This window comes from Inquilinus sp. Marseille-Q2685, assembly GCF_916619195.1.
In the GTDB taxonomy this organism is placed as follows: domain Bacteria; phylum Pseudomonadota; class Alphaproteobacteria; order DSM-16000; family Inquilinaceae; genus Inquilinus.
Genome location: NZ_CAKAKL010000002.1, coordinates 1374528 through 1398065, shown reverse-complemented (window position 1 = coordinate 1398065; position 23538 = coordinate 1374528). Strand labels below are relative to the sequence as shown.

The window sequence follows — 23538 nt, the reverse complement described above, 5'->3', positions numbered from 1 at the left end:
TGTCTCGGCCAGGAGCCTCGGAAACGGGTGTTCGGCGGCGGTTCCGCCGCCCGGCCCTGGACCGGGCCACCAGACCGCAGAGCCGCCTGAATTGTCAAGGCAAACGGGGCATGGACCAACGGCCGCAGCAGGGGTGGTTTCCCATATTTTAGGTTGCGGTCGGCGGTCCGCTCCGACAGTGTCGCCGCCATGATGACAGTGCCGCGACAGGCCGAGCTTCCGGCAGACCCTCGCAGGGACGAATGAGCGAGATCGCCCTCGTCACCGGAGCCACCGGCTTCGTCGGCTCGGCCGTGGCCCGCGCGCTGCTGGCGGAAGGCCATCGGGTCAAGGCGCTGGTGCGCCCGAACAGCGACCGCCGCAACCTCGCCGGGCTCGATGCCGAGCCGGTGACGGGCGACCTCGACGACCCGGCTTCGCTGGTCCCGGCGCTGAAGGGCTGCACCGCGCTGTTCCATGTCGCGGCCGACTACCGCCTGTGGGTTCCCCAGCCTCAGGCGATGCTGCGCACCAATGTCGCGGGCACTGCGGCGATCCTGCGCGCCGCGGCGGCGGCCGGGGTCTCGCGCGCCGTCTACACCTCCAGCGTGGCGACGCTCGGCCACCATGCGGATGGCCGGCCGGCGGACGAGACCACGATCGCGACCGAAGGCCAGATGATCGGCCTGTACAAGCGCTCGAAGTTCCTGGCCGAGAATGCCGCGCGCGAGGCGGCGGCCGAGACCGGCCTGCCGGTGGTGATCGTCAACCCTTCCACCCCAATCGGGCCGCGCGACGTCAAGCCGACGCCGACCGGGCGGATCATCGTCGAGGCCGCGACCGGCCGCATCCCGGCCTTCGTCGACACCGGGCTGAACCTAGTCCATGTCGACGACGTCGCCCGGGGCCATCTCTCCGCCTTCGCCCGCGGCGTGCCGGGCGAGCGCTACATCCTGGGCGGGGAGGATTTCGCGCTCTCCGCCATCCTGGCCGAGATCGCCGGCCTGGTCGGCCGCAAGGCGCCGAAGATCCGGCTGCCGCTGGGGCCGATCTGGCCAGTGGCGCTGGCGGCCGAGGCCGTGTCGCGCTTCACCGGCAGGGAGCCGATGGTGACGCGCGACGCGCTGCGCATGGCGCGCAAGACCATGTACTTCTCCTCGGACAAGGCCCGCGCGGCGCTGGACTACCGGCCGCGGCCGGCCCGCCAGGCCCTGGTCGACGCGCTGGACTGGTTCCGAGGCAACGGCTACCTGAAATGATGAGCCTCATCCTCGCGCTGGCCAGCCTCGCGGCGTGGCTCAAGCTGTGGCTGCTCCAGGGCCGGTTCTGGGAGGCCGAGACCGCGCCCGCGGCGCCGCCGCCGGCCGAATGGCCCGGCGTGGTGGTGGTGATCCCGGCGCGCAACGAGGCGGAGGGCATCGGCGCCGCCGTCGGCTCGCTGCTGCGGCAAGCCTATCCCGGCCGGCTGCAGGTGGTGGTGGTCGACGACCAGTCGATCGACGGCACCGCCGACCTCGCTCGCGCCGCGGCCGAGGCGGCCGGCGCCGCCGACCGGTTGACCGTGATCTCCGGCGCGCCGCTGCAGCCCGGCTGGGTCGGCAAGATGTGGGCGGTGTCGCAGGGCGTCGCGGCGGCCGAGCGGGTGGACCCCGAGGCGCGCTGGATCCTGCTGACCGACGGCGACATCGTCCACCGCCCCGGCAACCTGGCGCAGCTGGTGGCGCGCGGCGAGGCGGACGGGCTGGACCTGGTGTCGCTGATGGTGCGGCTGCGCTGCATCGACTTCGCCGAGCGCTGGCTGGTCCCGCCCTTCGTCTTCTTCTTCAAGATGCTGTACCCCTTCGCCTGGGTGAACCGGGCGGACAAGGCGACCGCCGGCGCCGCCGGCGGCTGCATGCTGGTGCGGCGCACGGCCCTGGCCCGGATCGGCGGCATCGCCGCCATCCGCGACGCGCTGATCGACGACTGCACCCTGGCGGCGGCGCTGAAGCGCAACGGCAAGATCCGCCTCGACCTCACCGACGAAGCAGAGAGCCTGCGCGTCTATGGCGATGTCGGCGAGATCTGGCGCATGGTGGCCCGCACCGCCTATACCCAGCTGCGCTATTCGCCCTGGCTGCTGCTCGGCACCGTCGCCGGGCTGATCGTCACCTATGTCGCGCCGCCGGCCCTGGCCATCCTGGGGGAGGGGGCGGCTCGCTGTATCGCATTCGCAGCCTGGGGAATCATGAGCGCCGCCTACCTGCCGATGCTGCGCTTCTACCGGCGCTCGCCGCTCTGGGCGCCCTTCCTGCCGCTGGCGGCGCTGGTGTATCTCGGCGCCACCATCGATTCGGCGCGGCGCCACTGGGCCGGCGTCGGCGGGGCCTGGAAAGGCCGCGTCTACGACCAGCCCGGCGCCTCCCTGTCCCGTCAGCCGTCAGACCCGTCCCGATGAACATCGACAGCCCTTCCTTCCGGACCGACGACCTCGCCGCGCCCTCGCGCGCCAGCCTCGACGACGCGATCGGCCGCGGCGTCGGCGGGCTGCTGGGCCTGCAGCGCGAGGACGGCCACTGGGCCTTCATCCTGGAGGCCGACGCCACCATCCCGGCCGAATACATCCTGCTGAAGCACTTCCTCGGCGTGGTCGACCGGGAGAAGGAGGCGAAGCTGGCCGACTACATCCGCAGCATCCAGTCGGACACGCACGACGGCTGGCCACTGTGGCATGACGGGCCGTTCAACATCAGCGCCAGCGTGAAGGCCTATTTCGCGCTGAAGGCCGCGGGCGACGACCCGGACGCGCCGCACATGGCCCGCGCCCGCGCCGCCATCCTGGCCGCCGGCGGCGCCGCCCGATCCAACGTCTTCACCCGCATCCTGCTGGCGCTGTTCGAGCAGGTGCCGTGGCGCGCCGTGCCGGTGATGCCGGTGCAGATCATGGTGCTGCCGTCCTGGTTCCCGTTCCACCTGAACAAGGTGTCGTACTGGAGCCGCACGGTGATCGCGCCGCTGCTGGTGATCATGGCGAAGAAGCCCAGGCCCGTGAATCCGGGGGCGCTGTCGATCCAGGAGCTGATGGTCGAGCCGCCGGAGCAGGTGAAGAACTGGCACGTCCATGTCGACGGCACTTTCTGGGGCCGGTTCTTCCGCCGGCTGGACGGGGTGCTGCGGCCGATCGAGCCGTTCTTCCCGCGGCGGCAGAAGTCGATCCGCAAGGCGGTGGAGTTCGTCACCGAACGCCTGAACGGCGAGGACGGGCTGGGCGCCATCTACCCGGCCATGGCCAACTCCGTGATGATGTTCAAATGCCTGGGGTATTCGGACGACCATCCGGACCTGCAGATCGCCTGGGCCTCGGTGGAGAAGCTGGTCGACACGGTCAACGGCGTCACCTATGCCCAGCCCTGCCTGTCGCCGGTCTGGGACACGGCGCTGACGGCGCATGCCCTGCTCGAATCCGACGACCCCGAGGCGGTGGCGCGGGCCAAGCGGGGGCTCGACTGGCTGGTGCCGCGCCAGGGGCTGGACGTGAAGGGCGACTGGGCCGAACGCCGGCCGGACGTCCGGCCGGGCGGCTGGGCCTTCCAGTACAACAATGCGCATTACCCGGACCTGGACGACACCGCGGTCGTGGTCATGGCCATGCACCGCGCCGACCCGGAGCGCTATCGCGAGGCGATCGACCGCGGCGTCGAATGGATCCTGGGGCTGCAGAGCCGGAACGGCGGCTGGGCGGCGTTCGAGGTCGACAACACCTACCATTACCTGAACCACATCCCCTTCGCCGACCACGGCGCTTTGCTGGACCCGCCGACCTCCGACGTCACCGCGCGCTGCCTCAGCATGCTGGGCCAACTCGGCCGGCGGATCGACGACCCGGCGGTGGCCCGCGGCGTGGAGTTCCTGCGCCGGGAGCAGGAGGCCGACGGCTCCTGGTTCGGGCGCTGGGGCACCAACTACATCTACGGCACCTGGTCGGTGCTGTGCGCCCTCAACGCCATCGGCATGGACCCGCAGGACCCGATGATCCGCCGAGCGGTCGCCTGGCTCGCGGCGCAGCAGCGCGAGGATGGCGGCTGGGGCGAAAGCGGCGATAGCTACTACGAGGGCAAGCCGGAGATGACGCCGGCCACCTCGACCGCGTCGCAGACCGCCTGGGCGGTGCTGGCGCTGATGGCGGCGGGCGAGGCCAGGCACCCGGCGGTGGAGCGCGGCGTCGCCTGGCTGTCGGCGCATCAGCGCGCGGACGGGCTGTGGGACGAGCCGAGCTTCACCGCGGTCGGCTTCCCGCGGGTGTTCTACCTGCGGTACCACGGCTATCCGGCCTTCTTCCCGACCTGGGCCCTGTCCCGCTATCGCCGCCTGCGCGACAGCAACAGCGGCCGGGTCGAGGTCGGGATGTGAGCCGTCGAGGCCAAGAGCAGCCGCCCCCTCTTATCCTCCCCCTCCCCCTGCGGGAGGGGGTAGGGGGAGGGGGCTCGCGCCGAGTAGCGCTGGCGCCTCACATTTCGCTCGCGAGCGGCCAGGCTCTTGATCGGCCGCTGGGGCGCCCCTCGATCGACAACCCCCTCCCCCTACCCCTCCCGCAGGGGGAGGGGGAGGATTCCTGGATTGGCCACTCGCATGCTCGGCGTCCTGACCGGCCTGGCGAAGGAGGCGGAGATCGCGCGGCGGATCTCGCCGCTCGTCGCCTGCTCGGCCAGCGATCCTGGCCGGGCGGAGCGGCTGGCGCACGAGCTCGTCGGGCAGGGGGCCACCGCGCTGCTCAGCTTCGGCATCGCCGGCGGGCTGGCGCCGGGGCTGGCGACCGGGGAGCTGGTGATCGGCGCATCCGTAGCGACGGGTGCGGCGACCTACCCCTGTGATCCCGACCTGGCGGCCCGGCTCGCGGCCGCGCTGCCCGGCGCCGTTCGCGGCGATATCTGGGGCGGCGACGTCATCGTCGACACCGCCGCGGCCAAGGCCTGGCTGCACCGCGACAGCGGCGCCGCCGTCGTCGATCTGGAGAGCGCCGCGGTGGCGCGGGCCGCGGCGGAGGCCGGGCTGCCCTTCGGCGTGCTGCGGGCCGTGGCCGACCCGGCGGCGCATGGCCTGCCGCCGGCGGCGCTGGTCGGCCTCGATGCGGAGGGGCGCCCGGCGATCGGGCCGGTGCTGCGGGCCCTGGCCCGCAGCCCGGGTCAGCTGCCGGCGCTGATCCGCCTGGGGCGGCAGAGCAGCGCGGCGATGAAGGCCTTACTTGCCGCCGCCGGCACCCTTGGCAGCCATCTTCGGGGTGTGGCGTAGCTTCTCCAGCGCCTTCTGGACGTGGGCCGAGAACACGTATTCGGCCGGGCGCTGTCGGTCGAGCGGGATCTCCGGCGCCATCGGCCCTTCGGTGCGGATGCCGCGCATGCCGACGATGAAGGCCTTCAGCGGGTTGCGGAACATGTCCTTCACCGCGCTGGCCTCATAGCCCGAATGCACCATGCAGTTGGCGCACTTCTCGTAGTTGCCGGTGCCGTACTTGTCCCAGTCCGTCTCCTCCATCAGCTCCTTGTAGGTCTGGGCGTAGCCTTCGCCGAGGAGGTAGCAGGGCCGCTGCCAGCCGAAATAGGTGCGGGTCGGGTTGCCCCAGGGGGTGCAGTGATAGGTCTGGTTGCCGGCCAGGAAGTCGAGGAACATCGATGACTGGCTGAACGACCAGCGCCGGCCCTTGTCGCCGCGCTTGAAGATCTCGCGGAACAGCTGCTTGGTGGTCTGGCGGTTCAGGAAATGCTGCTGGTCCGGTGCCCGCTCATAGGCATAGCCGGGCGACACCGTGATGGCGTCGACGCCCATCGCCTTGACGTCGTCGAAGAAGTTGGCGACGCGCTCCGGATCGGCGTTGTTGAACAGCGTGCAGTTGATGTTGACCCGGAAGCCGCGCTCCTTGGCCGCCTTGATCGCCTTCACCGCGCGGTCGTAGACGCCGTCCTGGCACACCGACCGGTCGTGGTCCTCGCGGTCGCCGTCCAGATGCACCGACCAGATGAAGTAGGGGCTCGGCTTGTACTGGTCGAGCTTCTTCTCCATCAGCAGCGCGTTGGTGCACAGGTAGACGTATTTCTTGCGGGCGATGATGCCCTGCACCACCTCCGCCATCTCCTTGTGCAGCAGGGGCTCGCCGCCAGCGATCGAGACCACCGGCACGCCCGAATCGTCCACCGCCTGCAGGCACTCGGCCACCGACAGGCGCTGGTTCAGGATCTCGTCCGGGTAGTCGATCTTGCCGCAGCCGGCGCAGGCCAGGTTGCAGCGGAACAGCGGCTCCAGCATCAGAACCATCGGGTACCGCTTGGTGCCCATCAGGTGGTTCTTCAGAAGGTAAGCGCCGATACGGATCTGCTGTTGAAGCGGGATACCCATGGGGACCTTCGCGAAACTGTCGGCGGAAAAACCGAGCCAAACGGTGCTTGCTACTCGGCCGGCACCGGTGCGGTCAATTGGGATGGCAGGCGGAAACGGATATTCTCATCGACGCCGTTCAGGGTCGAGACCTCGACCTCGCCATATCGTCGCAGGGTCTCGACCAGCTCCTGCACCAGGCTGTCGGGGGCGGAGGCGCCGGCGGTGATGCCCACCGCCTGCTTGCCCACCAGCCAGGCCGGATCCAGCGCCGAGGCGTCGTCGATCAGATAGCTCGGCACGCCGAGCTCGGCCCCGATCTCGCGCAGGCGGTTCGAGTTCGAGCTGTTGCGGGCGCCGACCACCAGCAGCACGTCGGCCACCTGCGCCAGCTCCCGCACCGCGCGCTGGCGGTTCTGGGTGGCGTAGCAGATGTCCTTGGTGTCGGGGCCGACGATCGCCGGGAACTTCGCCGTCAGCGCGTCGATCACCGCCTTGGTGTCGTCGACGCTGAGCGTGGTCTGGGTGATGTAGGACACCCGCTCCGGATCCGGCACCTCGAGCGCCGCGACGTCCTCGACCGTCGAGATCAGGGTGACGCCGCCCGGGATCTGGCCGGTGGTGCCCTCGACCTCGGCATGGCCGGCATGGCCGATCAGGATGACGGTGCGGTCCTGGGCGGCGTATTTGCGGCCCTCGATATGCACCTTCGAGACCAGCGGGCAGGTCGCGTCGATCACCTGCAGTCCGCGCTGCTCCGCATCTTCCTCGACCGAGCGGGAGACGCCATGCGCGCTGAAGATCGTGATGCTGCCGGCCGGCACCTCATCCAGCTCGTCGACGAACTTGGCGCCCTTCGCCCGCAGGCTTTCGACCACGTGCCGGTTGTGCACGATCTCGTGCCGGACGTAGACGGGCGGGCCGAAGATCTCCAGCGCCCGCTCGACGATTTCGATCGCCCGCTCGACGCCGGCGCAAAAGCCTCGCGGCTGGGCCAAGATGATCCGCATTCCGCACCTGTGTTCCGGCTGGGCGCTGAGGTTCGCCAGAGTGAATCGCTCTCAATTGGACCATACAACGCGCCAACTTTGCGTGTCACTAAGGTGACTACGCGCGGGACGTGCAATGAGTCGCGATCGATATTTATCAAATTGACTGAATCGGCCGATGTGCTGGCCGTCACAGCCAATTTCCGCAGCGGCGGCGTTCGGAACTTCTCGGCAAAGGGGCGGGTTGAAGCCATCATGGGGCGATCGCGCCGCGCCGCAGGCCGGATGCCGGCGGCCCCCAACGTCCGAATCGGAAGAGACAACCATGCGCTCGCCTGCCTTCTCCAGACGCCTTGTCCTGGCCTTCGCGCTTCTGTCGCCGCTGTCCTTCGCTGCGCTGCCGGCCCAGGCAGCGGAGCCGCGCCAGGTCGTCGACACCCTCGACAACGCCCTGCTCGACGTCATGAAGAACGCCGATTCGCTGGGCTTCCGCGGGCGGTATCAGAAGCTCGAGCCGGTGCTCGACCAGGCGTTCAACCTGCCGCTGATGGCGCGAATCGCCGTCGGCCCGGACTGGTCGTCCCTGACCCCGGCCCAGCAGCAGAAGGTGACGGACGCCTTCCGCCGCTTCAGCATCACCACCTACGCCGCCCGCTTCGACGGCTACAGCGGCGAAAGCTTCCAGAGCGAGGACGCCAAGCCGGTCAGCGGCGGCGACCAGGTGGTCAACACCAGGCTGGTGCGGCCCAACGCGGCGCCGGTGCCGCTGAACTACCGCCTGCGGGGGCCGAACTGGCAGATCATCGACGTGTACCTGAACGGCACGATCAGCCAGCTCGCCAACTACCGGTCCGAGTTCGGCGCGACCCTGCGCAGCGGCGGCGGCGACGCGCTGATCAAGCTGATCGAAGGCAAGATCGCCGAGCTGACGCCGAAACGGTAAGCCGGCGAGCGGGGCGGGAGCATCACTCCCGCCCGTCCTGTCGGTCAGGGAATGTCCGGCAGCTGCGAGGCCGGAATGTCGCCGGCAGCGCCGGCTGCGGCCGGTGCGGCCGCACCGCCGGCCGCCCCCGCCGCGGCGGGATCGGTGTAGAGATCGCCGCCGCCCGACGGGGCCTGTCCGCCGTCGAGCTCGGCCTGCCGGTACTGCCGGAACACGCTGCGCAGCGTGGCGTAGTAGTCGACCGAGTTGCGCTCCAGCTCGTCGGTCGCGTCGACCGTGCGCGAGCGGACGTCGACGCCCCGGAACACGAACATGCCGACGCTGGCCTCGGTCGGGATGTCGACGATGTAGCCCCAGGGGCTGCTGACCGTGTCGACCGCGAAGCCGACCGCATCGCGCGGGTTGGACGGGCCGAGCAGCGGCAGCATCAGGTACGGGCCGTCGCCGATGCCCCATTTGTACAGCGTGGCGCCGAAATCGCCGGCCTGCTGCCGGACCACGCCGCGCGGCGTGGCGACGTCGAAGAAGCCGCCGAGGCCGAAGGTCGAGTTCGCCGCGAAGCGCAGCAGCGTCTTGATCGCGGCGATCGGCTCGCCCTGCAGCACCTTGTTCAGGAAGACCACCGGCTCGCCGAAGTTCTGCAGCGCGTTGTGCAGCCCGTCGCGCGCGAATTCCGGCACCACGTCGCGATAGGCGATGGCGACCGGACGGATGGCGTTCTTGTCGAGCGCCTGGTTGAAGTCGAAGATCGCCCGGTTCATCGGCTCGAGCGGATCGTTGATCCGGTCGAACTCCGCCCGCTGGGCGGGATCGGTCGGCGGCGTGGCGCAGCCGCTCAGCGCGGTGGCGGCGAGGAGCACGGCCATGCCGAGGGCGAGGGGGCGAGAGGATCCACGTGAGCGCAACGGCATGTCCGGTCCGATCCCGTAAGCAAATCCGAAAGTCGGTGATCTTGGTCCGCCGGAGACCGGCGGCTTGGCACGTTTCCGCCGCGGTCCGGGTCGACCCGATCCCGCGGCGGAAAAGAAAGTTACAATACGAACAATATCCTGCGGCCTGTGCGGCAACAACCACCTGACGAAAAACTTTGTTCCCCTCCGCCAGACCGCATCGATCCGGGCGCCGGAACCCGGGCGCCGACGGGGGCCGCATCGTGGCGGCCGGGCGAGACTAGGTCCATTCGGGCGGGCCGTCACCGGCCCTGATCCGGATGCTCCGTGAAGCCTGGCTTCACGGTTTGGCCGAAGGATGGCGCGGCAAAGGCACCGGCGGGCCCAGCAGGGCGGGCATGAACACCAGCACGGCGAACAGGGTGAACAGCAGCTCGATCGTCAGCAGTTCGCCCATCCCCGCCGTGCCGGGATGGGGCGAGAGCCACAGGGCGCCGAAGGCCGAGCCGGTGGTGAGCGCGCTGAACACGATGGCGCGGGTGGTGCTGGACTGCAGCGGCTCGCCGCGCCTGGCGCGCCAGTTGACGACGAAGTAGATGTCGAAGGCGACGCCGACCCCGAGCAGCAGCGGCAGGGCGATGATGTTGGCGAAGTTGATCGGCAGGCCGGTGACGATGGTGGCCGCCAGCGTCAGCAGCCCGGCCAGCAGCAGCGGCGTCAGCGCCAGCAGCACGTCGCGCAGCCGGCGCAGCGCGACCGCGAGCAGCAGCGCGATCATCACGGTCGCCAGGATGCCGGCGGTGATGAAGGCGCCGACGATGGTCCGGCTCGATTCCTGGATCGTCACCGCCGTCCCGGTGGCGTGCGGCGCGACGGCGCGGACCGCGTCGACGAAGCGTTCCATCACGGCGTTGTCGGCGGCGTTGCCCTTGGGGAACACCGTCAGCTTGGCCTGGCCGTCCGGCGAGACCCAGGTCTCCTTCAGGTCCTTGGGCAGGTCGGCCAGGGTCACCGGCTGGGCCGACAGCAGCAGCCGCAGCCGGTCCAGCATCGTCGGCAGCCCGCCCAGCAGGGCCTGGCTGACCCGGGCCATGGTGGCCGCATCGGCCTTGGCCAGCCGGTTCAGCCCGTCGGCCAGGCGGCGCTCGGGGCTGTCGGCCTCCGGCGCGATCTGCCGCAGAGTGGCCGCGATCTTCACGGCGGTGGCGCGCAGCGCGGCGTCGGACGGCTTGTCCTCGACCATCGGGGTGTCGAGGACCGGGCCGACCAGGAGGGCGAGGTCGGACAGGACCGCCAGCTTGGCCTCCTGGTCGCCGGGCACGAAGCTGTTCAGCGACAGCACGGTGTCGACCTCGGGCAGCGCCTGCAGCTTCGGCGTCAGCGCCGCCGCGGCCTCGACCGACGGGGTCAGGATGTCGATGGTGTTCGGCGTGGTCAGCGGATCCCGCATCAACTCGAGCATCGTCGAGGCCGCTTCGGAGTGCGGATCCACCAGGTTCAGCGGGTTGAAGTCGAAGCTCAGCCGCGGCATCAGCGCCAGCGACCCGAGGGCCAGCACGGCGCCCCCGGCCAGCACCCAGCGCCGGTACTTCAGCAGGAAGCGGTCGACCGGGGCCAGCTCCGTCCAGCCGACCTCGCGCGGCTCGGCCCGCACCGGCAGCACCGCCAGCAGGGCCGGCAGCAGCGTCAGGTTGAGCACGACCGCGATCAGCATGCCGACGCCGGCGATCAGCCCGAGCTCGGAGACACCGCGATAATCGGTCGGCAGGAAGGCGAAGAAGCCACTGGCGGCGGACAGCGCGGCCAGCACCAGGGCGGCGCCGACGCGGCGGATCGCGGCGTTGGTGGCGGCGAAGAGGTTGGGCGCGGTGGTGCGCTTGGCCCGCACGGCGATGCAGAGCTGCACGCCGAAATCGACGGCGATGCCGACGAACAGCACGGCGAAGGCGACCGAGATCAGGTTCAGGGCACCCACCGCCAGGGCCGCAAAGGCTGCTGTCATCAGCAGCCCGACGAACAGCGTCACCATGATCGCCGCGGTCATGGTGAAGGAGCGCAGGGCCAGCAGCAGCAGCCCCAGCACCAGCACCACCGACACCGTGGTCGACAGGCCGATGCCTTCGCTGACGCTGGCGAACTGGTCGTCGTTCAGCGGGATGTTGCCGGTCTGCCGCACGGTGACGCCGTAATCCGGGGTCAGGTGCAGCTTCTCCGCCGTGGCGCGGACGAAGCCGGTGGCCTTCGCCCCCGGCTCGAGCGCGCCGTAGTCGAGCACCGGCTGCGCCAGGACGAAGCGGCGCAGGGCCCGCGGCGAGGGCGGGGCCGTGGACAGCAGCGACTGCCAGGACAGCGGCTGGACCACATGTTCGGAGGTCAGGTTGGCGTCGATCGTCGCCGCCATCCGGGTGAAGGCCGGCTGCATCTGCGACCGCTCGGCCTGGCCCATCTGCACGCCCTGCAGAGCGAGGTTGAGCACGCCGAACAGCCCGCGCAGCGTCGGGTCGGCCGCCAGGCCGCCGATCAGCGGCTGGGCGGCGATGATGTCGTTCGCCGTCTGCTGCACCTCCTTCAGCGACAGGAACAGGATGCCGTTCTGGTCGAAGAACGGCCCGCCATCCGGGCGGCGGACGGTCCTGAACAGCGACGGCTCCGCCGCCAGCGCCTTGGTCAGCTGCACGGCCGCGGATTCCGCCAGCTCCGGCGTCTGGCCGTCGATGACGATGGCCAGCAGGCCGACATTCTGCGGAAACGCCTTGTCGAGAGCGGCGTTGTCCTGCTGCCAGGGCAGGTCGGGGTCGAGCAGCGTGCCGGTGTCGGTGTTGATCGACAGGCGCTGCATCACCACCAGCACGGCGCAGACCGACAGCACCAGCGCCGTGCCGATCACCCACAGCGCGCGGCGTTGGCAGAAGGCGCCCAGATAGACCAGGGCACGGGTCGCGGACAGTTTGGAGGCAGGCACGCGGTCTGCTTTTCGATGATGGCAAGGACAGGCGGCGGCGGAGTTGTATCCTGCTTCGCCGGTGCGAGGAAGCCGTCCGGTGACCGGGGCTGCACTATGGCGCAGCGCGGGCGAGGCGGGCCAGGCCCAACCAGGCCAGCGCCGCCGCGGCGATCGCGGCCATCAGCAGCCAGGGATCGGCCCCGGTGGCGCGCAGCGCCCAGGGGATCAGCGCGGTGGTCCCGGCCAGGCCGACGAAGGTGGTCAGGAAGGCATAGCCGGCCTGGGCCATGTAGTGCAGCTCCGGCCGGATCCGGGTGCGGATCACGGTCTGCGCCGCCAGATAGGCGCCGCCGAAGGTCATGGCGTGGCCGAGCTGGCTGAGAATGATCAGGGGCAGAGGCGGATCGAGCGACAGCACCAGCCAGCGGCCGATCGCGACCAGGCAGCACGCCGCCAGCAGCGTCGCCGGCGGGATCGTCTCCAGCCGCCGGGCGGCATAGCGGTAGACCACGATCTCGGCGGCGACGGCGGCGCCCCAGACGATGCCGGTGCTGCCCCTGGCGACGCCGTGGTCGATCCACCAGATCGTGCCGAAGGAATAGTAGAAGGCGTGCGACGCCTGCAGCAGCAGGGCCGGCGCCAGCAGCGGCGCCGCCACCGCCAGGGCCGCGGCGCCGGCGCGCGGGTCGAGGCGCGGCGTCGGCGGCTGCCAGGACGGGCCGAGGACCGCCAGGCACAGGCACAGCAGCAGCCCGGCGGTGACATAGGGCAGCAGCGCCGCGCCGTCCGGCAAAGTCAGCAGCGCCCCCATGCCGACATTGCCGATCAGGAAGGCGAAGGACCCCCAGGCCCGCATGCGGCCGTAGCCGTGGCCGCCGCGCAGGGTGACGGTGTTGGCGAAGCTCTCGATCAGCGGGATCGAGCCGTAGACGAGGCCGACCGCCAGGACCGACAGCAGGCCGATGACGGCGGGGTCGCCGATCAGCGGCGCCGCGACCAGCACCAGCGCGGCGCAGACGGCGGCGCCCGCGGCCAGGCGGCCGGCCGGCAGCAGCAGGGTCGCGGCCATGCCGAAGCCGAGGATGCAGACGGCGCGCAGGGCGAATCCCGCGGCCATGGTCCAGCCGACCGCGTCGGCGGCCAGGCCGCTCGCCGCCAGCCACACCGGCAAATACGGCGTCAGGATGCCGCTGACCCCGTAATGCGCCGACAGGGCGGCGACCGCGCGCAGCCGGCCGTGGTCGCCCGCGGGGCGTGAGACGCCGTCCGAGGGGCGGCTCATAGTTTTGCCTCTCCCGCTTGCGGGAGAGGTCGGGCTCGCGAAGCGAGACCGGGTGAGGGGAGTTTGTCGAGGCCGGTGCCAGCCCTCACCCGCCAGCGCTGCGCGCTGTCGACCTCTCCCGCCAGGCGGGAGAGGCAACGCAAACGGGCGGGCCGGCTCTGGCCGCTCAAGGATTCATCCGAGTCACAGCCGGACCACGGTGCCGGTGCGGCGCGAGCGTTCGGCGGCGAAGGCCATGAAATGGCTGTCCAGCGATTCCTCCAGCGAGGTCAGGGCGACGTTCACCTGGCTGCGGCCGCGACGCTGGATCTGCCGGCCCAGGAACTCGGCCATCAGCCGGTCGTCGCCGCCGGCATGGCCGCCGTCCCCGGTCGCGGTCAGCCGGATCGTGGTGACGTCGTCGGTGCGGAAGTCGATCACCGTGATCTCGTTCTTCTCCAGATGCCCGGCGATCTCGCCATGGGTGCCCATCAGGTGCAACGTCCGGGTGTTCTCGGCGGTGAAGGCGCTGACGTTCAGCGTGGCGCTGACGCCGTTGGCGAAGCGCATCGCCACCACCTGGTTGTCGACCACGTCGTTGTCGCAGCGATAGACGCAGCGGCCATAGGGCCCTTCGCGCAGCGCGGCGCGGATGCCGTCGGGCGAGGTGTCGAGGCTCAGCACCTTGTGCGGCCAGGCATCGGCCGGCTTGAACTTCTCGAGATAGATGCGCTGGGCGGAATAGGGGCAGACGCGCTCGACCTTGCAGCCCTCGTCGCAGCGGTCGGTCGACCCGTCGGGCGCGTTCTCGCGCCGGAAATGCGCCAGCGAGCCGTAGGACGAGACCTCGAGACAGGGCGCCCCGGCCAGCCAGCGGATGATGTCCAGGTCGTGGCAGGTCTTGGCCAGGATCAGCGGGCTCGACTCCGCCTCGCGCCGCCAGTTGCCGCGCACGAAGCTGTGGGCGAAGTGCCAGTAGCCGATGTGCTCGGTCTGGCGCAGCGTCACCAGCCGGCCGATCACGCCGCGGTCCAGGATCTCCTTGATGCGCGAGAAGAAGGCGGTGTAGCGCAGCACATGGGCGACGGTCACATCCGCGCCGGTTTCCCTCGCGGCCTCGGCCAGGATGCGGGTCTCCTCCTCGGTCGGCGAGATCGGCTTCTCCAGCAGGATGCCGAGGCCGCGGCGGATCGCGGCCAGCGCCGGCTCGAGATGCAGCGCGTCGGGGGTGGTGATCAGCACCGCGTCCAGCTCGGTCTCGCGCGCCAGCAGGTCGCGCCAGTCGGCATAGAGGTGCTCGGCGCCGAGGCCGTGCCGGGCGGCGGCGTCCTGCAGCCGGTCGGCCCGCGGATCGGCGATGGCGACGATCCGCGCCATGTCCGGCCGGCGGCGGATGTAGTCGCCATAGGCCTCGATGCCGCGGTTGCCGGCGCCGATCACGCCGACGCGGATCTGCTGGGATTTCAGGGATTTGGACATCGGTCTTGGCTTTCAGGCTCGAACGATGGAGGTGGAGGCTAGCCCTTCACGGCACCGGCGACGAGGCCGCGGGTGAAGTGCTTCTGGACCAGGGCGAACAGGATCGCGGCGGGCAGGGTGGTAACGACGCCGGCGGCCATCAGAGTGTCCCAGCGGATCACGTTCTCGCCGACGAAGCGGGTCAGGGCCAGGGTCACCGGCCATTTGCCGTCGTCGGTCAGCATCACCAGCGGGAAGATCAGGTCGCTCCAGGCGTGGATGAAGGTATAGATCGCGGTCATCGCCAGGCCCGGCCGCACCACCGGCAGGATGATGTGCCACAGGCTCTTCAGGCGCGTGCAGCCGTCGACCATCGCCGCCTCCTCCAGCTCGCGCGGGATGCCCAAGAGAAAACCGTGCAGCAGCCAGATCGCGATCGGCGTGGCCAGCGCGGTGTCGCACAGGATCACCGACAGGTAGGTGTCCAGCAGGCCGGCCGCGATCATGGCCTCGTAGAGCGGGATGACGATGACCACCGGCGACAGCATCTGCGTCGCCAGCACCAGGAACAGCAACGTGGTGCGGCCGGTGAAGCGGAACCGCGCCAGGCCGTAGGCGCCGAGGAAGCCGAAGCTGGTCGAGATCGCGGCGGCCGTCCCGGCGATGACCAGGCTGTTGCCCAGCGCCTCGATCACCCGGTACTGGCCGAACAGGGCGCGGGCGTAGTTGCCGAGGTCCAGGCTGCGCGGCAGGAACTCCGGCGGCCAGACATACAGCCGGCCATAGGGGGTGAACGAGGTCTTCAGCATCACCCAGACCGGCAGCAGCAGGAAGCCCAGCAGCAGGATCAGGGCGCCGTGCCGGCCGATCTCGGGAAGGAGGCGGCGGGCCATCATTCTTCGCCTCCCTTCAGCACGCGCCAGTACAGGAGCGACACCGTCATCAGGATGGCGAAGACCACGACGGCCATGGCCGAGGAGGTGCCGAAGTCGAAGCTGCCGAAGGCGGTCTCGTAGATCTGGATCGGCAGGGTGGCGGTGGCGCCGGCCGGACCGCCCTTGGTCAGCGGCCAGATCACCTGGAAGGAGTTGAAGGTCCAGACGGTCGACAGCAGCACGCAGGTCATCAGCACCGGCCGCAGCAGCGGCAGGGTGATGCGGCGGAAGATCTGCAAGGGGCCGGCGCCGTCGATCCGCGCCGCCTCGACATAGTCATCCGGGATCCGCTGCAGCCCGGCCATCAGCGTCACCACCATGAAGGGGATGCCGAGCCAGGCATCGACCACCACGGTGGCGATGAAGGCCGTGGTCTCCTGGCCGAGGAAGGAGATCGGCTCGCGGATCGCGCCGGTCACCAGCAGCACGGCGTTGATCCAGCCGGACTGGCCGTCCAGCACCCAGCGCCAGGAGATGGCGGCGATCACCGCCGGCGTCACCCAGGGCAGCAGGAGCAGCGCCAGATAGACCTTGCGGCCGGGGAAAGGGCGCTGCAGCAGCAGCGCCCCGCCCAGTCCGATCAGCAGCTTCACCCCCACCGAGCAGGCGGTCCACACCACCGTCAGCTGCAGCGTCCGCAGGAAGGCCGGCTCCTGCACCAGCGCCAGGAAGTTCTCGGCGCCGACGAAGTCGTTGCCCTCCCAGGGCGCGGTCAGCACCACATGGTGCACCGACTGCCAGAAGATGCGCAGCACCGGCAGGCCCAGCAGCGCGATGATCAGCAGCAGCGGCAGCGCCAGATAGGGCCAGGGCGCCTTGTCCGGCGACCAGGGCCGGGCTCGGGCAGCTCTCCGCGGCGCGGTGGGGGCGAGCGCGACCACGGGGTCAGGCGCGCGGTTCGATGCGGGCCTTGCGGATCTTCTCCGCCGCCGCATCCAGCGCCTCCTGCGGCGTCGCCTTGCCCAGGATCGCCGACTGCACCGCCTCGACCACGATCTTCTCGAAGGGCTGCCAGGCCTTCGGCGTCGGCTGGGCGAAGCCGTTCGCCTTCATGGCGATGAAGGTCTGCCAGAACGGCGTCTTGAAGGTATCGAGCTGCTCCTCCTCCGCCAGCAGCGGCACCAGCCCGCTGGTCGCGTCCCATTTGGCATGGATCTCCGGCTGCAGCAGATAGGCGACGAACTTGCCGGCCGCCTCGGGATGCTCGCTCCTGGCGGAGATGGCGAGGCTGTCGGAAACCAGCTCGCCCTTGCATTTCTTGCCGCAGGGCAGCGGCGCCACGGCGTAGGGGGCGGTCTTGTTGTCCGGGTCCAGCCCCATGATCGCCTTGCCCCAGGGGCCGCTGACCATCATCGCGATCTTGCCCTGGGCGAACAGCGGCGGGTGCTGCTCGCGGTTCAGCTCCAGCGGGTTGGGCACGACCTTGTCCTTCTGGAACAGGTCGACATAGAACTGCAGTGCGCCCACCGCCTCGGGGCTGTTGATCTTCGTCTCGCCAGACGAATCAAAGGCTTCGCCGCCGTTCTGGTAGACGAAGTTCAAGAACTGACTGACCAGGGTGACATGCGCGGCCGCGGCGGTGGCGTAGCCGTACATGCCGGGGTTCTTCTCGGTCACCGCCTTGGCCGTGGCCACCAGCTCGTCCCAGGTCTTGGGCGGGGTCGGGATCAGGTCGGTGCGGTAGTACAGGGCCTGGGTCGAGAAGGCCATCGGCACGGCCATCTGCTTGCCGCCGAACTGGGCCGCAACGCGCAGCGGCTCCGGGATCCGCCCCAGGGTCTCGGCGTCGACCAGCCCGTCCAGCGGCCGGATCGCCCCCATCATCGAGAATTCGGCGACATTGCGGGTGCCGATATAGGCGACGTCGGCGGCGCGGCCGGCGATGAAGTCGGTCGACAGCTTCTGGAACGCCTCATCCCAGCCCACGCCTTCGACCTTCACGGTGATGTCCGGGTTCTTCTCCTGGAAGCCGGCGACGATCTCGCCCAGAAGCTTCTGGTTCCGCTCCTCGCTGGCGCCGGGGATGAAGAAGCGGATCTCCTCGGCCAGGGCCGGCCCGGCGAGGCCGGCGGCGATGGCAAGAACGCAAAGGCTCGGCCCGAGCCGCGTTGTGCGCAGGTTCATGTTAGCCTCCCGTGGCTGGCTGGTGTTGCTTGGCTTGGGGCGCCCCGATCCCGGCGGGATCAGGGCGGTCGTCTCATCCCGCCCTGGCGCAGCAGCAGGTCCAGCGCCAGGCCGACCGCGCCGCGCAGATAGCCGTCGCCCTCGTCGGGGCTGATGACGATCCCGGTGCGGCATTCGTCGAAGTTGTAGCCATGGGCGCGGAAGCTCTCGTTCAGCGCCTTCAGCAGATAGATGTTCAGCGCCGGCTGCGGCGCCCGGAACACGATCGTCTCCAGGTCGAACAGGTTGGCGACCTGGGCCAGGGCCTGGCCGATCCAGCGCCCGGCACAGTCGAAGATCTCGATCGCCTCCGGATCGCCCTGCGACGCGATCTGGGCCAGAACGGCGATGTCGTCCGACAGGCCGCGCTTCAGCGCCTGGCGCGAGATGGCGGACAGCGAGGCCAGCGACGCCAGGCAGCCGCATTTGCCGCAGCGGCAGGCGGCGCCGGAATAGGGGGCCAGCGACAGGTGGCCGATCTCGCCGGCCTGGCCCTTGCCGCGATAGACGTCGCCATTGATCGAGATGCCGGAGCCGATCTCGTTCTGAAGGCTGACCACGGCGTAGTTCTCATAGGCCCGGGCCAGGCCCAGCATGCGCTCGGCCACGACGATGGCGTTGGACGGGGTCTCGGCCGCGACGCCGATGCCGAAGGCGTCCTGCAGCGCCGCGGTCAGGCGCCGGCCGGCGCCGATCACCTCGGCCCGGCGCGGCCCGACCTCGCCCAGCACCACGCCGCCGGCGGCCAGCGCGTCCCAGCCGGGGCCGCCCCTGCGGCGCAATTGGTCGAGGGCATCGACCAGCGGCGACGGGTCGTCATTGGCCGGGGCGGGCAGGGGGATCGGGCTCTGCTTCGGCGCGCCGGCCAGGTCGGCGATCACCAGCTGGGCCGATTCGGGGCCGAGATGCAGGCCCAGCAGCGTGCCGTAATCCGGGTCGAGGTCCAGCATGACGCGGGGCCGGCCGCCGCCCGACGCCTTGGCGCCGGTCTCGCGCAGCAGGCCATGGCCGATCAGGGTGCGGACCAGCGGGGTCATGGCCGAGGCGCTGAGGCCGAGCTCGCGCGCCGCCTCGATCCGGCTGACGCCGCCGCGGCGATGGATCAGGCGCAGCAGCTCCGAGGCATCGCCCCAGCGCCCGCGCAGATCCAGCTCTCCCATGCTCTTCGCCACCGTCCCTCCGCGTGGAACTTTGTTCCCGGCCCCTGCGGCTTGATCGACTCATATTTCATGAAAGGGGAGATCACAACCATCTAATTTTTGAATCTGAAATAAGCCTACGTACTTTGAAGGAAGCCAGCTTACGGGAAATTCAGGACTCGAATCGTCCGCATGCGGTACCGTTGATGGAAATTTTCCCAAAATCAGAAAGAAAATTTTCGCGCCTGTTTCCGCACCGAAAATATTGGCGCCGCGCCGCGGCGCGAAAAGACGGAGGGATTGGGCATGACGAACAAGATCGTCATCGAGAACCAGAAGACGGGCAATCCTCAGAGCGAATGGGATATCGACGGGATCGGCGACGCCAATATCGTCGGCTTCGCCACCAGCATCAGCGTCGACCCCGGCGAGACGGTCAGCTTCAAGGTCGACACGGATTCGACGGACTACCGCATCGATATCTACCGTCTCGGCTATTACAGCGGGGACGGGGCACGGAAGGTCAAGACGCTGCAGGTGCAGCTGACCACGGCCCAGGTCCAGCCCGACCCGATCGTCGATCTCGGCACCGGGCTGGTCGATGCCGGCAACTGGGCGGTCTCGGCATCCTGGCTGGTGCCGTCCGACGCGGTGACCGGCCTCTATATCGCCAAGCTGGTCCGGCAGGACGGGACCGCGGGCGCCAACCACATGCCCTTCGTGGTGCGCGACGGCGGGGCGGGCAGCGACATCCTGTTCATGACCGCCGACACGACCTGGCAGGCCTACAATTCCTGGGGCGGCTACAACCTCTACGGCGGCAACCTGCCGCCGGGCCGCGCCTACAAGGTCAGCTACAACCGGCCCTACAACACCCGCGGCTTCGATTTCCAGAGCGGCCCGCAGGACTGGATCTTCGGCGCCGAATACCCTGCGATCCGGTGGCTGGAACGGAACGGCTACGACCTGTCCTACGCCACCGGCGTGGACGCCGATCGCGACGCGGCCGCGCTGCTGGCCTACAAGATCCTCCTGTCGGTCGGCCACGACGAATACTGGTCGGCCGGCCAGCGGGCCAATGTCGAGGCGGCGCGGAACGCCGGCGTTCACCTGGCCTTCTTCAGCGGCAACGAGTGCTACTGGAAGATCCGGTGGGAGCCGAGCATCGACGGCAGCTCCACCCCGTACCGGACCATGGTCTGCTACAAGGAATCGCGCGCGAATGCCAAGATCGACCCCAGCCTGGTCTGGACCGGCAGCTGGCGCGACCCGCGCTTCAGCCCGCCCGGCGACGGCGGCCGGCCCGAGAACGGGCTGACCGGCACGATCTTCCAGGTCGATTCCTACCGGCTCGACACGATCGACATTCCCTACGCCTATTCCCGGCTGCGCTTCTGGCGCAACACCACGATCGCCAGCCTGCAGCCGGGCCAGACCGGTTCGCTGGTCACCGGCTATCTCGGCTATGAATGGGACGAGGACCGCGACAACGGCGCCCGCCCGGCCGGGCTGATCGACCTGTCGCTCTCGACCGTCAATGTCAGCACCTATCTCCGCGACTACGGCACGACGATCGGCACCAGGGATGCCGTGCACAGCCTGACGCTCTACCGCGCGCCCAGCGGCGCCCTCGTGTTCGGCGCCGGCACGGTCTACTGGGTCTGGGGGCTCGACCCGAACCACGACAACGAGCCCACCCCCGCGGACCCGATCGTCCAGCAGGTGACGGTCAACCTGTTCGCCGACATGGGGGTGCAGCCGGCCACGCTGCAGCCGGGCCTCGTCGCCGCCACGGCCTCGACCGATACGACCCCGCCGAGCTCGACCATCACCTCGCCGACGGCAGGCGCGACCTGGGTGGAAGGCCAGCAGGTGGTCATCGCCGGCACCGCGGCCGATGCCGGCGGTGGCGTGGTCGCCGGTGTCGAGATCTCGCTCGACGGCGGCGCCACCTGGCGCAAGGCGACGGGCACGACCAGCTGGACCTACAAATGGACCGCCCAGGCGGCGGGCAGCTACACGCTGAAGTCGCGCGCCACCGACGACAGCGTCAATATGGAGACGCCCGGCAGCGGGGTCGCGGTGACGGTCTCCGCGGCCCCGACCGTCAGCCTCTGGGGCTTCGGCCAGCAGCCGGCCACGGTCTTCGTCCAGGACCCGAACGGGGTGGAACTGGGCGTGAAGTTCCTCTCCACGGTCAACGGCACGGTCACCGGCCTGAAATTCTACAAGGGCCTGCAGAACGAAGGGCCGCACACCGGCAATCTCTGGTCCAGCGACGGCACGCTCCTGGCCAGCGTGACCTTCGCGGACGAGATCCCGACCGGCTGGCAGACGGCGACCTTCGAGACGCCGGTCGACATCACCGCCGGCACGATCTATGTCGCCTCCTACCACACCAACGGCTTCTACTCGGCCGACGCCAACGCCCTCGCCGGCGGGCACACCAATGGTCCGCTGACGGCCCTGGCGGATTCCGACGTCGGCAACGGGGTCTTCGCCTATGGCCCCTCCTCATCCTTCCCGAACACCAGCTTCCAGGGCTCGAACTACTGGATCGACGTGATGTTCGAGCCGGGCGCGACGCCGGTGGGGGACAGCCTGTTCTCCCTGTCCGACGTGCCGGCGACCGTCACCGTCAATGATCCCTCGGCGGTGGAACTCGGGGTCAAGTTCACCACCAGCGTCGCGGGGACGATCGCCGGCATCCGCTTCTACAAGGGGCCGCAGAACACCGGGGCGCATCAGGGGCGGCTGTGGACGGAGGCCGGCTCGCTGCTGGCGACCGTGACCTTCAGCGGCGAGACGGCGAGCGGCTGGCAGACCGCCTATCTCACCACCCCGTTCGCGATCTCCCCGGGCACGACCTACATCGTCTCCTACCACTCGAACGGGTTCTACTCCGCCAACGGCGCCTATTTCGGCACGGCGCACACCAACGGCCCGCTGACCGCGCCGTCGGATGCGGCGGCCGGCGGGAACGGCGTCTACAGCTATGGCGCGGCGGGCAGCTTCCCGAACAACACGTTCAACGCCACCAACTACTGGGTGGATGTGATCTTCGTGCCGGATTGAACGGGTCGGCGGCGCTCGCGGAACAGCGTCCGCACCAGCGCCGCCGCGATCCGCTCCAGATGGCCGGCGTCCTGGTAGACCCGCTCCATCACCGCCAGGCCGCGGGTGAAGGTGACGACCAGGTCCGCGGCCTCCTCCGGCGTCACCGCCAGCCGGGCGCGGGCGGCATCGGTCGACAGCGCGGCCAGGACGATGCCGCGCAGCCCGTCCAGCAGGCCGCGCAGCCGCGCCTGCAGCCGCGGGTCGTCCAGCGCCGCCGGCTCCGTCGCCGTCTTGGTGCTCAGGCAGCCGCGCGCCGGAGAGCCGCGGGTCATGCTGGCGATGGCGGCGCCGAACAGGGTCCGCAGCGCCTGCTCCGGGTCGGGCGTCGACTCCAGGGCCTTGCGGGCACCGGCCAGGAAGCGGCCGGCATAGGCGTCGAAGGCCAGCAGGAAGATCTCCTCCTTGCCGCCATAGGCGTTGTAGAGCGAACCGCGCAGCACGCCGGTCGCCTGGGCGATGTCCTGCATCGTGGTGGCGCTCAGCCCCTTGCGCCAGAACACGTCCAGCGCCTCCGCCAGAATCTCGCCTTCATCGAACCGCCGCACGCCGGCCATCACCGCCTCGGATCATTCTTGACATCGATGTCAAATTTGACGCTCATGTCAAGCATAGCCGATCGACCCCGCGACGGCCAGATCCCGAGGACCGGATGATGATCGACCTGCATTACTGGACCACGCCGAACGGCCACAAGATCACGATCGCGCTGGAGGAGCTGGGGCTGCCCTACCGGATCGTCCCGGTGAACATCTCGCAGGGCGAGCAGTTCAGGCCTGACTTCCTGGCGATCGCCCCGAACAACCGCATCCCCGCCATCGTCGACCACGACCCGGCGGAGGGCGGCGCGCCGATCTCGATCTTCGAATCCGGCGCCATCCTCGAATACCTCGCCGACAAGTCCGGCAAGCTGCTGCCCAGGAGCGCGCGCGAGCGCTTCGGGGCGCTGCAATGGCTGTACTGGCAGATGGGCGGCCTCGGGCCGATGGCCGGGCAGAACCACCACTTCTCGATTTACGCGCCGGAGCGCATCCCCTACGCGACCGAGCGCTACGTCAAGGAGACCGGGCGGCTCTACAGCGTGCTGGATCGCCAGCTCGCCGGCCGGGACTTCGTCGCCGACGAGTTCTCGATCGCCGATATCGCCATCTATCCCTGGATCGTGCCCCACCAGCGGCAGCAGCAGCGGCTTGAGGATTTCCCGAACGTCGCCCGCTGGTTCGCCGCCATGGCGGCCCGGCCCTCGGTGGTCCGCGCCTACGAGATCGCGGCGCAGATCAACACCGTGCCGACGGTGACCGAGGACTCGAAGCGCCACCTGTTCGGCCAGTCGGCTGCAACGGTCGCGGCCGCGACCATGCAGGGCAGGGCCTGA

At 69.8% G+C, this 23538-nt stretch carries 18 protein-coding genes; 7 read left to right on the top strand and 11 right to left on the bottom strand.

The features are described 5' to 3' along the window. Positions 1–242: 242 nt before the first annotated feature. The 4 genes from hpnA (at position 243) to LG391_RS15685 (ending at position 5247) form a co-directional block, all read left to right on the top strand. Positions 243–1238: a hopanoid-associated sugar epimerase gene (hpnA, locus tag LG391_RS15700; protein WP_225768930.1), complete on the top strand. Its 996-nt coding sequence runs from the start codon at positions 243–245 to the stop codon at positions 1236–1238. Beyond that, the gene (locus tag LG391_RS15695; protein WP_225768929.1) at positions 1235–2416 is read left to right on the top strand and encodes a glycosyltransferase; all 1182 of its coding nucleotides are present in this window, start codon (positions 1235–1237) and stop codon (positions 2414–2416) included. The genes hpnA and LG391_RS15695 overlap by 4 nt, the downstream gene beginning before the upstream one ends. Continuing rightward, positions 2413–4368 (top strand): squalene--hopene cyclase, encoded by a 1956-nt coding sequence (gene shc / locus LG391_RS15690; protein ID WP_225768928.1) that lies wholly within the window; start codon positions 2413–2415, stop codon positions 4366–4368. The genes LG391_RS15695 and shc overlap by 4 nt, the downstream gene beginning before the upstream one ends. Positions 4369–4575: 207 nt before the next feature. Further along, positions 4576–5247, top strand: a complete 672-nt coding sequence (locus tag LG391_RS15685; RefSeq protein ID WP_225768927.1) for a nucleoside phosphorylase — start codon at positions 4576–4578, stop codon at positions 5245–5247. On the opposite strand, the gene hpnH is transcribed toward LG391_RS15685, so the two are convergent. Beyond that, positions 5197–6348 (bottom strand): adenosyl-hopene transferase HpnH, encoded by a 1152-nt coding sequence (hpnH, locus tag LG391_RS15680; protein ID WP_225768926.1) that lies wholly within the window; start codon positions 6346–6348, stop codon positions 5197–5199. The genes LG391_RS15685 and hpnH overlap by 51 nt on opposite strands. A gap of 50 nt (positions 6349–6398) precedes the next feature. Further along, a complete protein-coding gene (gene ispH / locus LG391_RS15675; RefSeq protein WP_225768925.1) occupies positions 6399–7337 on the bottom strand; it encodes a 4-hydroxy-3-methylbut-2-enyl diphosphate reductase in 939 nt (312 codons plus the stop codon). Between the two features lie 304 nt (positions 7338–7641). Between ispH and LG391_RS15670 the strand changes: the two genes are divergently transcribed. Further along, positions 7642–8259 (top strand): ABC transporter substrate-binding protein, encoded by a 618-nt coding sequence (locus LG391_RS15670; protein WP_225768924.1) that lies wholly within the window; start codon positions 7642–7644, stop codon positions 8257–8259. A 44-nt stretch (positions 8260–8303) separates the two neighbouring features. Here LG391_RS15670 and LG391_RS15665 read toward each other — a convergent pair whose 3' ends face one another. The 8 genes from LG391_RS15665 to LG391_RS15630 form a co-directional block, all read right to left on the bottom strand. Next, a complete protein-coding gene (locus LG391_RS15665; protein ID WP_225768923.1) occupies positions 8304–9125 on the bottom strand; it encodes a VacJ family lipoprotein in 822 nt (273 codons plus the stop codon). 364 nt (positions 9126–9489) lie between these two features. After that, entirely contained in the window at positions 9490–12111 is a 2622-nt protein-coding gene (locus LG391_RS15660; RefSeq protein WP_225768922.1) for an MMPL family transporter, read from the bottom strand. Positions 12112–12205: 94 nt separating this feature from the next. Beyond that, positions 12206–13375, bottom strand: coding sequence for an MFS transporter (locus tag LG391_RS15655; protein WP_225768921.1), 1170 nt, complete (start codon positions 13373–13375; stop codon positions 12206–12208). A gap of 183 nt (positions 13376–13558) precedes the next feature. Further along, positions 13559–14833 carry a Gfo/Idh/MocA family protein gene (locus LG391_RS15650; protein WP_225768920.1) on the bottom strand — a complete coding sequence of 425 codons (1275 nt, stop codon included), beginning with the start codon at positions 14831–14833 and terminating at the stop codon, positions 13559–13561. A 38-nt stretch (positions 14834–14871) separates the two neighbouring features. Next, the gene (locus tag LG391_RS15645; RefSeq protein ID WP_225768919.1) at positions 14872–15708 is read right to left on the bottom strand and encodes a carbohydrate ABC transporter permease; all 837 of its coding nucleotides are present in this window, start codon (positions 15706–15708) and stop codon (positions 14872–14874) included. Continuing rightward, positions 15705–16628, bottom strand: coding sequence for a carbohydrate ABC transporter permease (locus LG391_RS15640; RefSeq protein WP_225768918.1), 924 nt, complete (start codon positions 16626–16628; stop codon positions 15705–15707). Before LG391_RS15640 ends, LG391_RS15645 begins: the two co-directional genes overlap by 4 nt. A gap of 4 nt (positions 16629–16632) precedes the next feature. Continuing rightward, a complete protein-coding gene (locus tag LG391_RS15635; RefSeq protein ID WP_225768917.1) occupies positions 16633–17871 on the bottom strand; it encodes a sugar ABC transporter substrate-binding protein in 1239 nt (412 codons plus the stop codon). A 59-nt stretch (positions 17872–17930) separates the two neighbouring features. Beyond that, positions 17931–19082, bottom strand: a complete 1152-nt coding sequence (locus tag LG391_RS15630; protein ID WP_225768916.1) for an ROK family transcriptional regulator — start codon at positions 19080–19082, stop codon at positions 17931–17933. A gap of 273 nt (positions 19083–19355) precedes the next feature. Here LG391_RS15630 and LG391_RS15625 point away from each other — a divergent pair, with 273 nt between their 5' ends. Further along, on the top strand, positions 19356–22124 hold the full coding sequence (locus tag LG391_RS15625; protein ID WP_225768915.1) for a DUF4082 domain-containing protein: 2769 nt from the start codon (positions 19356–19358) through the stop codon (positions 22122–22124). Here LG391_RS15625 and LG391_RS15620 read toward each other — a convergent pair. Then, the gene (locus LG391_RS15620) at positions 22091–22720 is read right to left on the bottom strand and encodes a TetR/AcrR family transcriptional regulator (RefSeq protein ID WP_225768914.1); all 630 of its coding nucleotides are present in this window, start codon (positions 22718–22720) and stop codon (positions 22091–22093) included. The genes LG391_RS15625 and LG391_RS15620 overlap by 34 nt on opposite strands. 98 nt (positions 22721–22818) lie before the next feature. On the opposite strand from LG391_RS15620, the gene LG391_RS15615 reads away from it, so the two are divergent. Then, complete coding sequence (locus tag LG391_RS15615) at positions 22819–23538, top strand: glutathione S-transferase N-terminal domain-containing protein (protein ID WP_225769364.1); 720 nt, start codon at positions 22819–22821, stop codon at positions 23536–23538.

Coding starts and splice junctions, on each gene's coding strand:
- hpnA (WP_225768930.1), top strand. CDS start 243: ATGAGCGAGATCGCCCTCGTCACCGGAGCCACCGGCTTCGTCGGCTCG.
- LG391_RS15695 (WP_225768929.1), top strand. CDS start 1,235: ATGATGAGCCTCATCCTCGCGCTGGCCAGCCTCGCGGCGTGGCTCAAG.
- shc (WP_225768928.1), top strand. CDS start 2,413: ATGAACATCGACAGCCCTTCCTTCCGGACCGACGACCTCGCCGCGCCC.
- hpnH (WP_225768926.1), bottom strand. CDS start 6,348: ATGGGTATCCCGCTTCAACAGCAGATCCGTATCGGCGCTTACCTTCTG.
- ispH (WP_225768925.1), bottom strand. CDS start 7,337: ATGCGGATCATCTTGGCCCAGCCGCGAGGCTTTTGCGCCGGCGTCGAG.
- LG391_RS15670 (WP_225768924.1), top strand. CDS start 7,642: ATGCGCTCGCCTGCCTTCTCCAGACGCCTTGTCCTGGCCTTCGCGCTT.
- LG391_RS15665 (WP_225768923.1), bottom strand. CDS start 9,125: ATGGCCGTGCTCCTCGCCGCCACCGCGCTGAGCGGCTGCGCCACGCCG.
- LG391_RS15655 (WP_225768921.1), bottom strand. CDS start 13,375: ATGAGCCGCCCCTCGGACGGCGTCTCACGCCCCGCGGGCGACCACGGC.
- LG391_RS15650 (WP_225768920.1), bottom strand. CDS start 14,833: ATGTCCAAATCCCTGAAATCCCAGCAGATCCGCGTCGGCGTGATCGGC.
- LG391_RS15645 (WP_225768919.1), bottom strand. CDS start 15,708: ATGATGGCCCGCCGCCTCCTTCCCGAGATCGGCCGGCACGGCGCCCTG.
- LG391_RS15635 (WP_225768917.1), bottom strand. CDS start 17,871: ATGAACCTGCGCACAACGCGGCTCGGGCCGAGCCTTTGCGTTCTTGCC.
- LG391_RS15625 (WP_225768915.1), top strand. CDS start 19,356: ATGACGAACAAGATCGTCATCGAGAACCAGAAGACGGGCAATCCTCAG.
- LG391_RS15620 (WP_225768914.1), bottom strand. CDS start 22,720: ATGGCCGGCGTGCGGCGGTTCGATGAAGGCGAGATTCTGGCGGAGGCG.
- LG391_RS15615 (WP_225769364.1), top strand. CDS start 22,819: ATGATCGACCTGCATTACTGGACCACGCCGAACGGCCACAAGATCACG.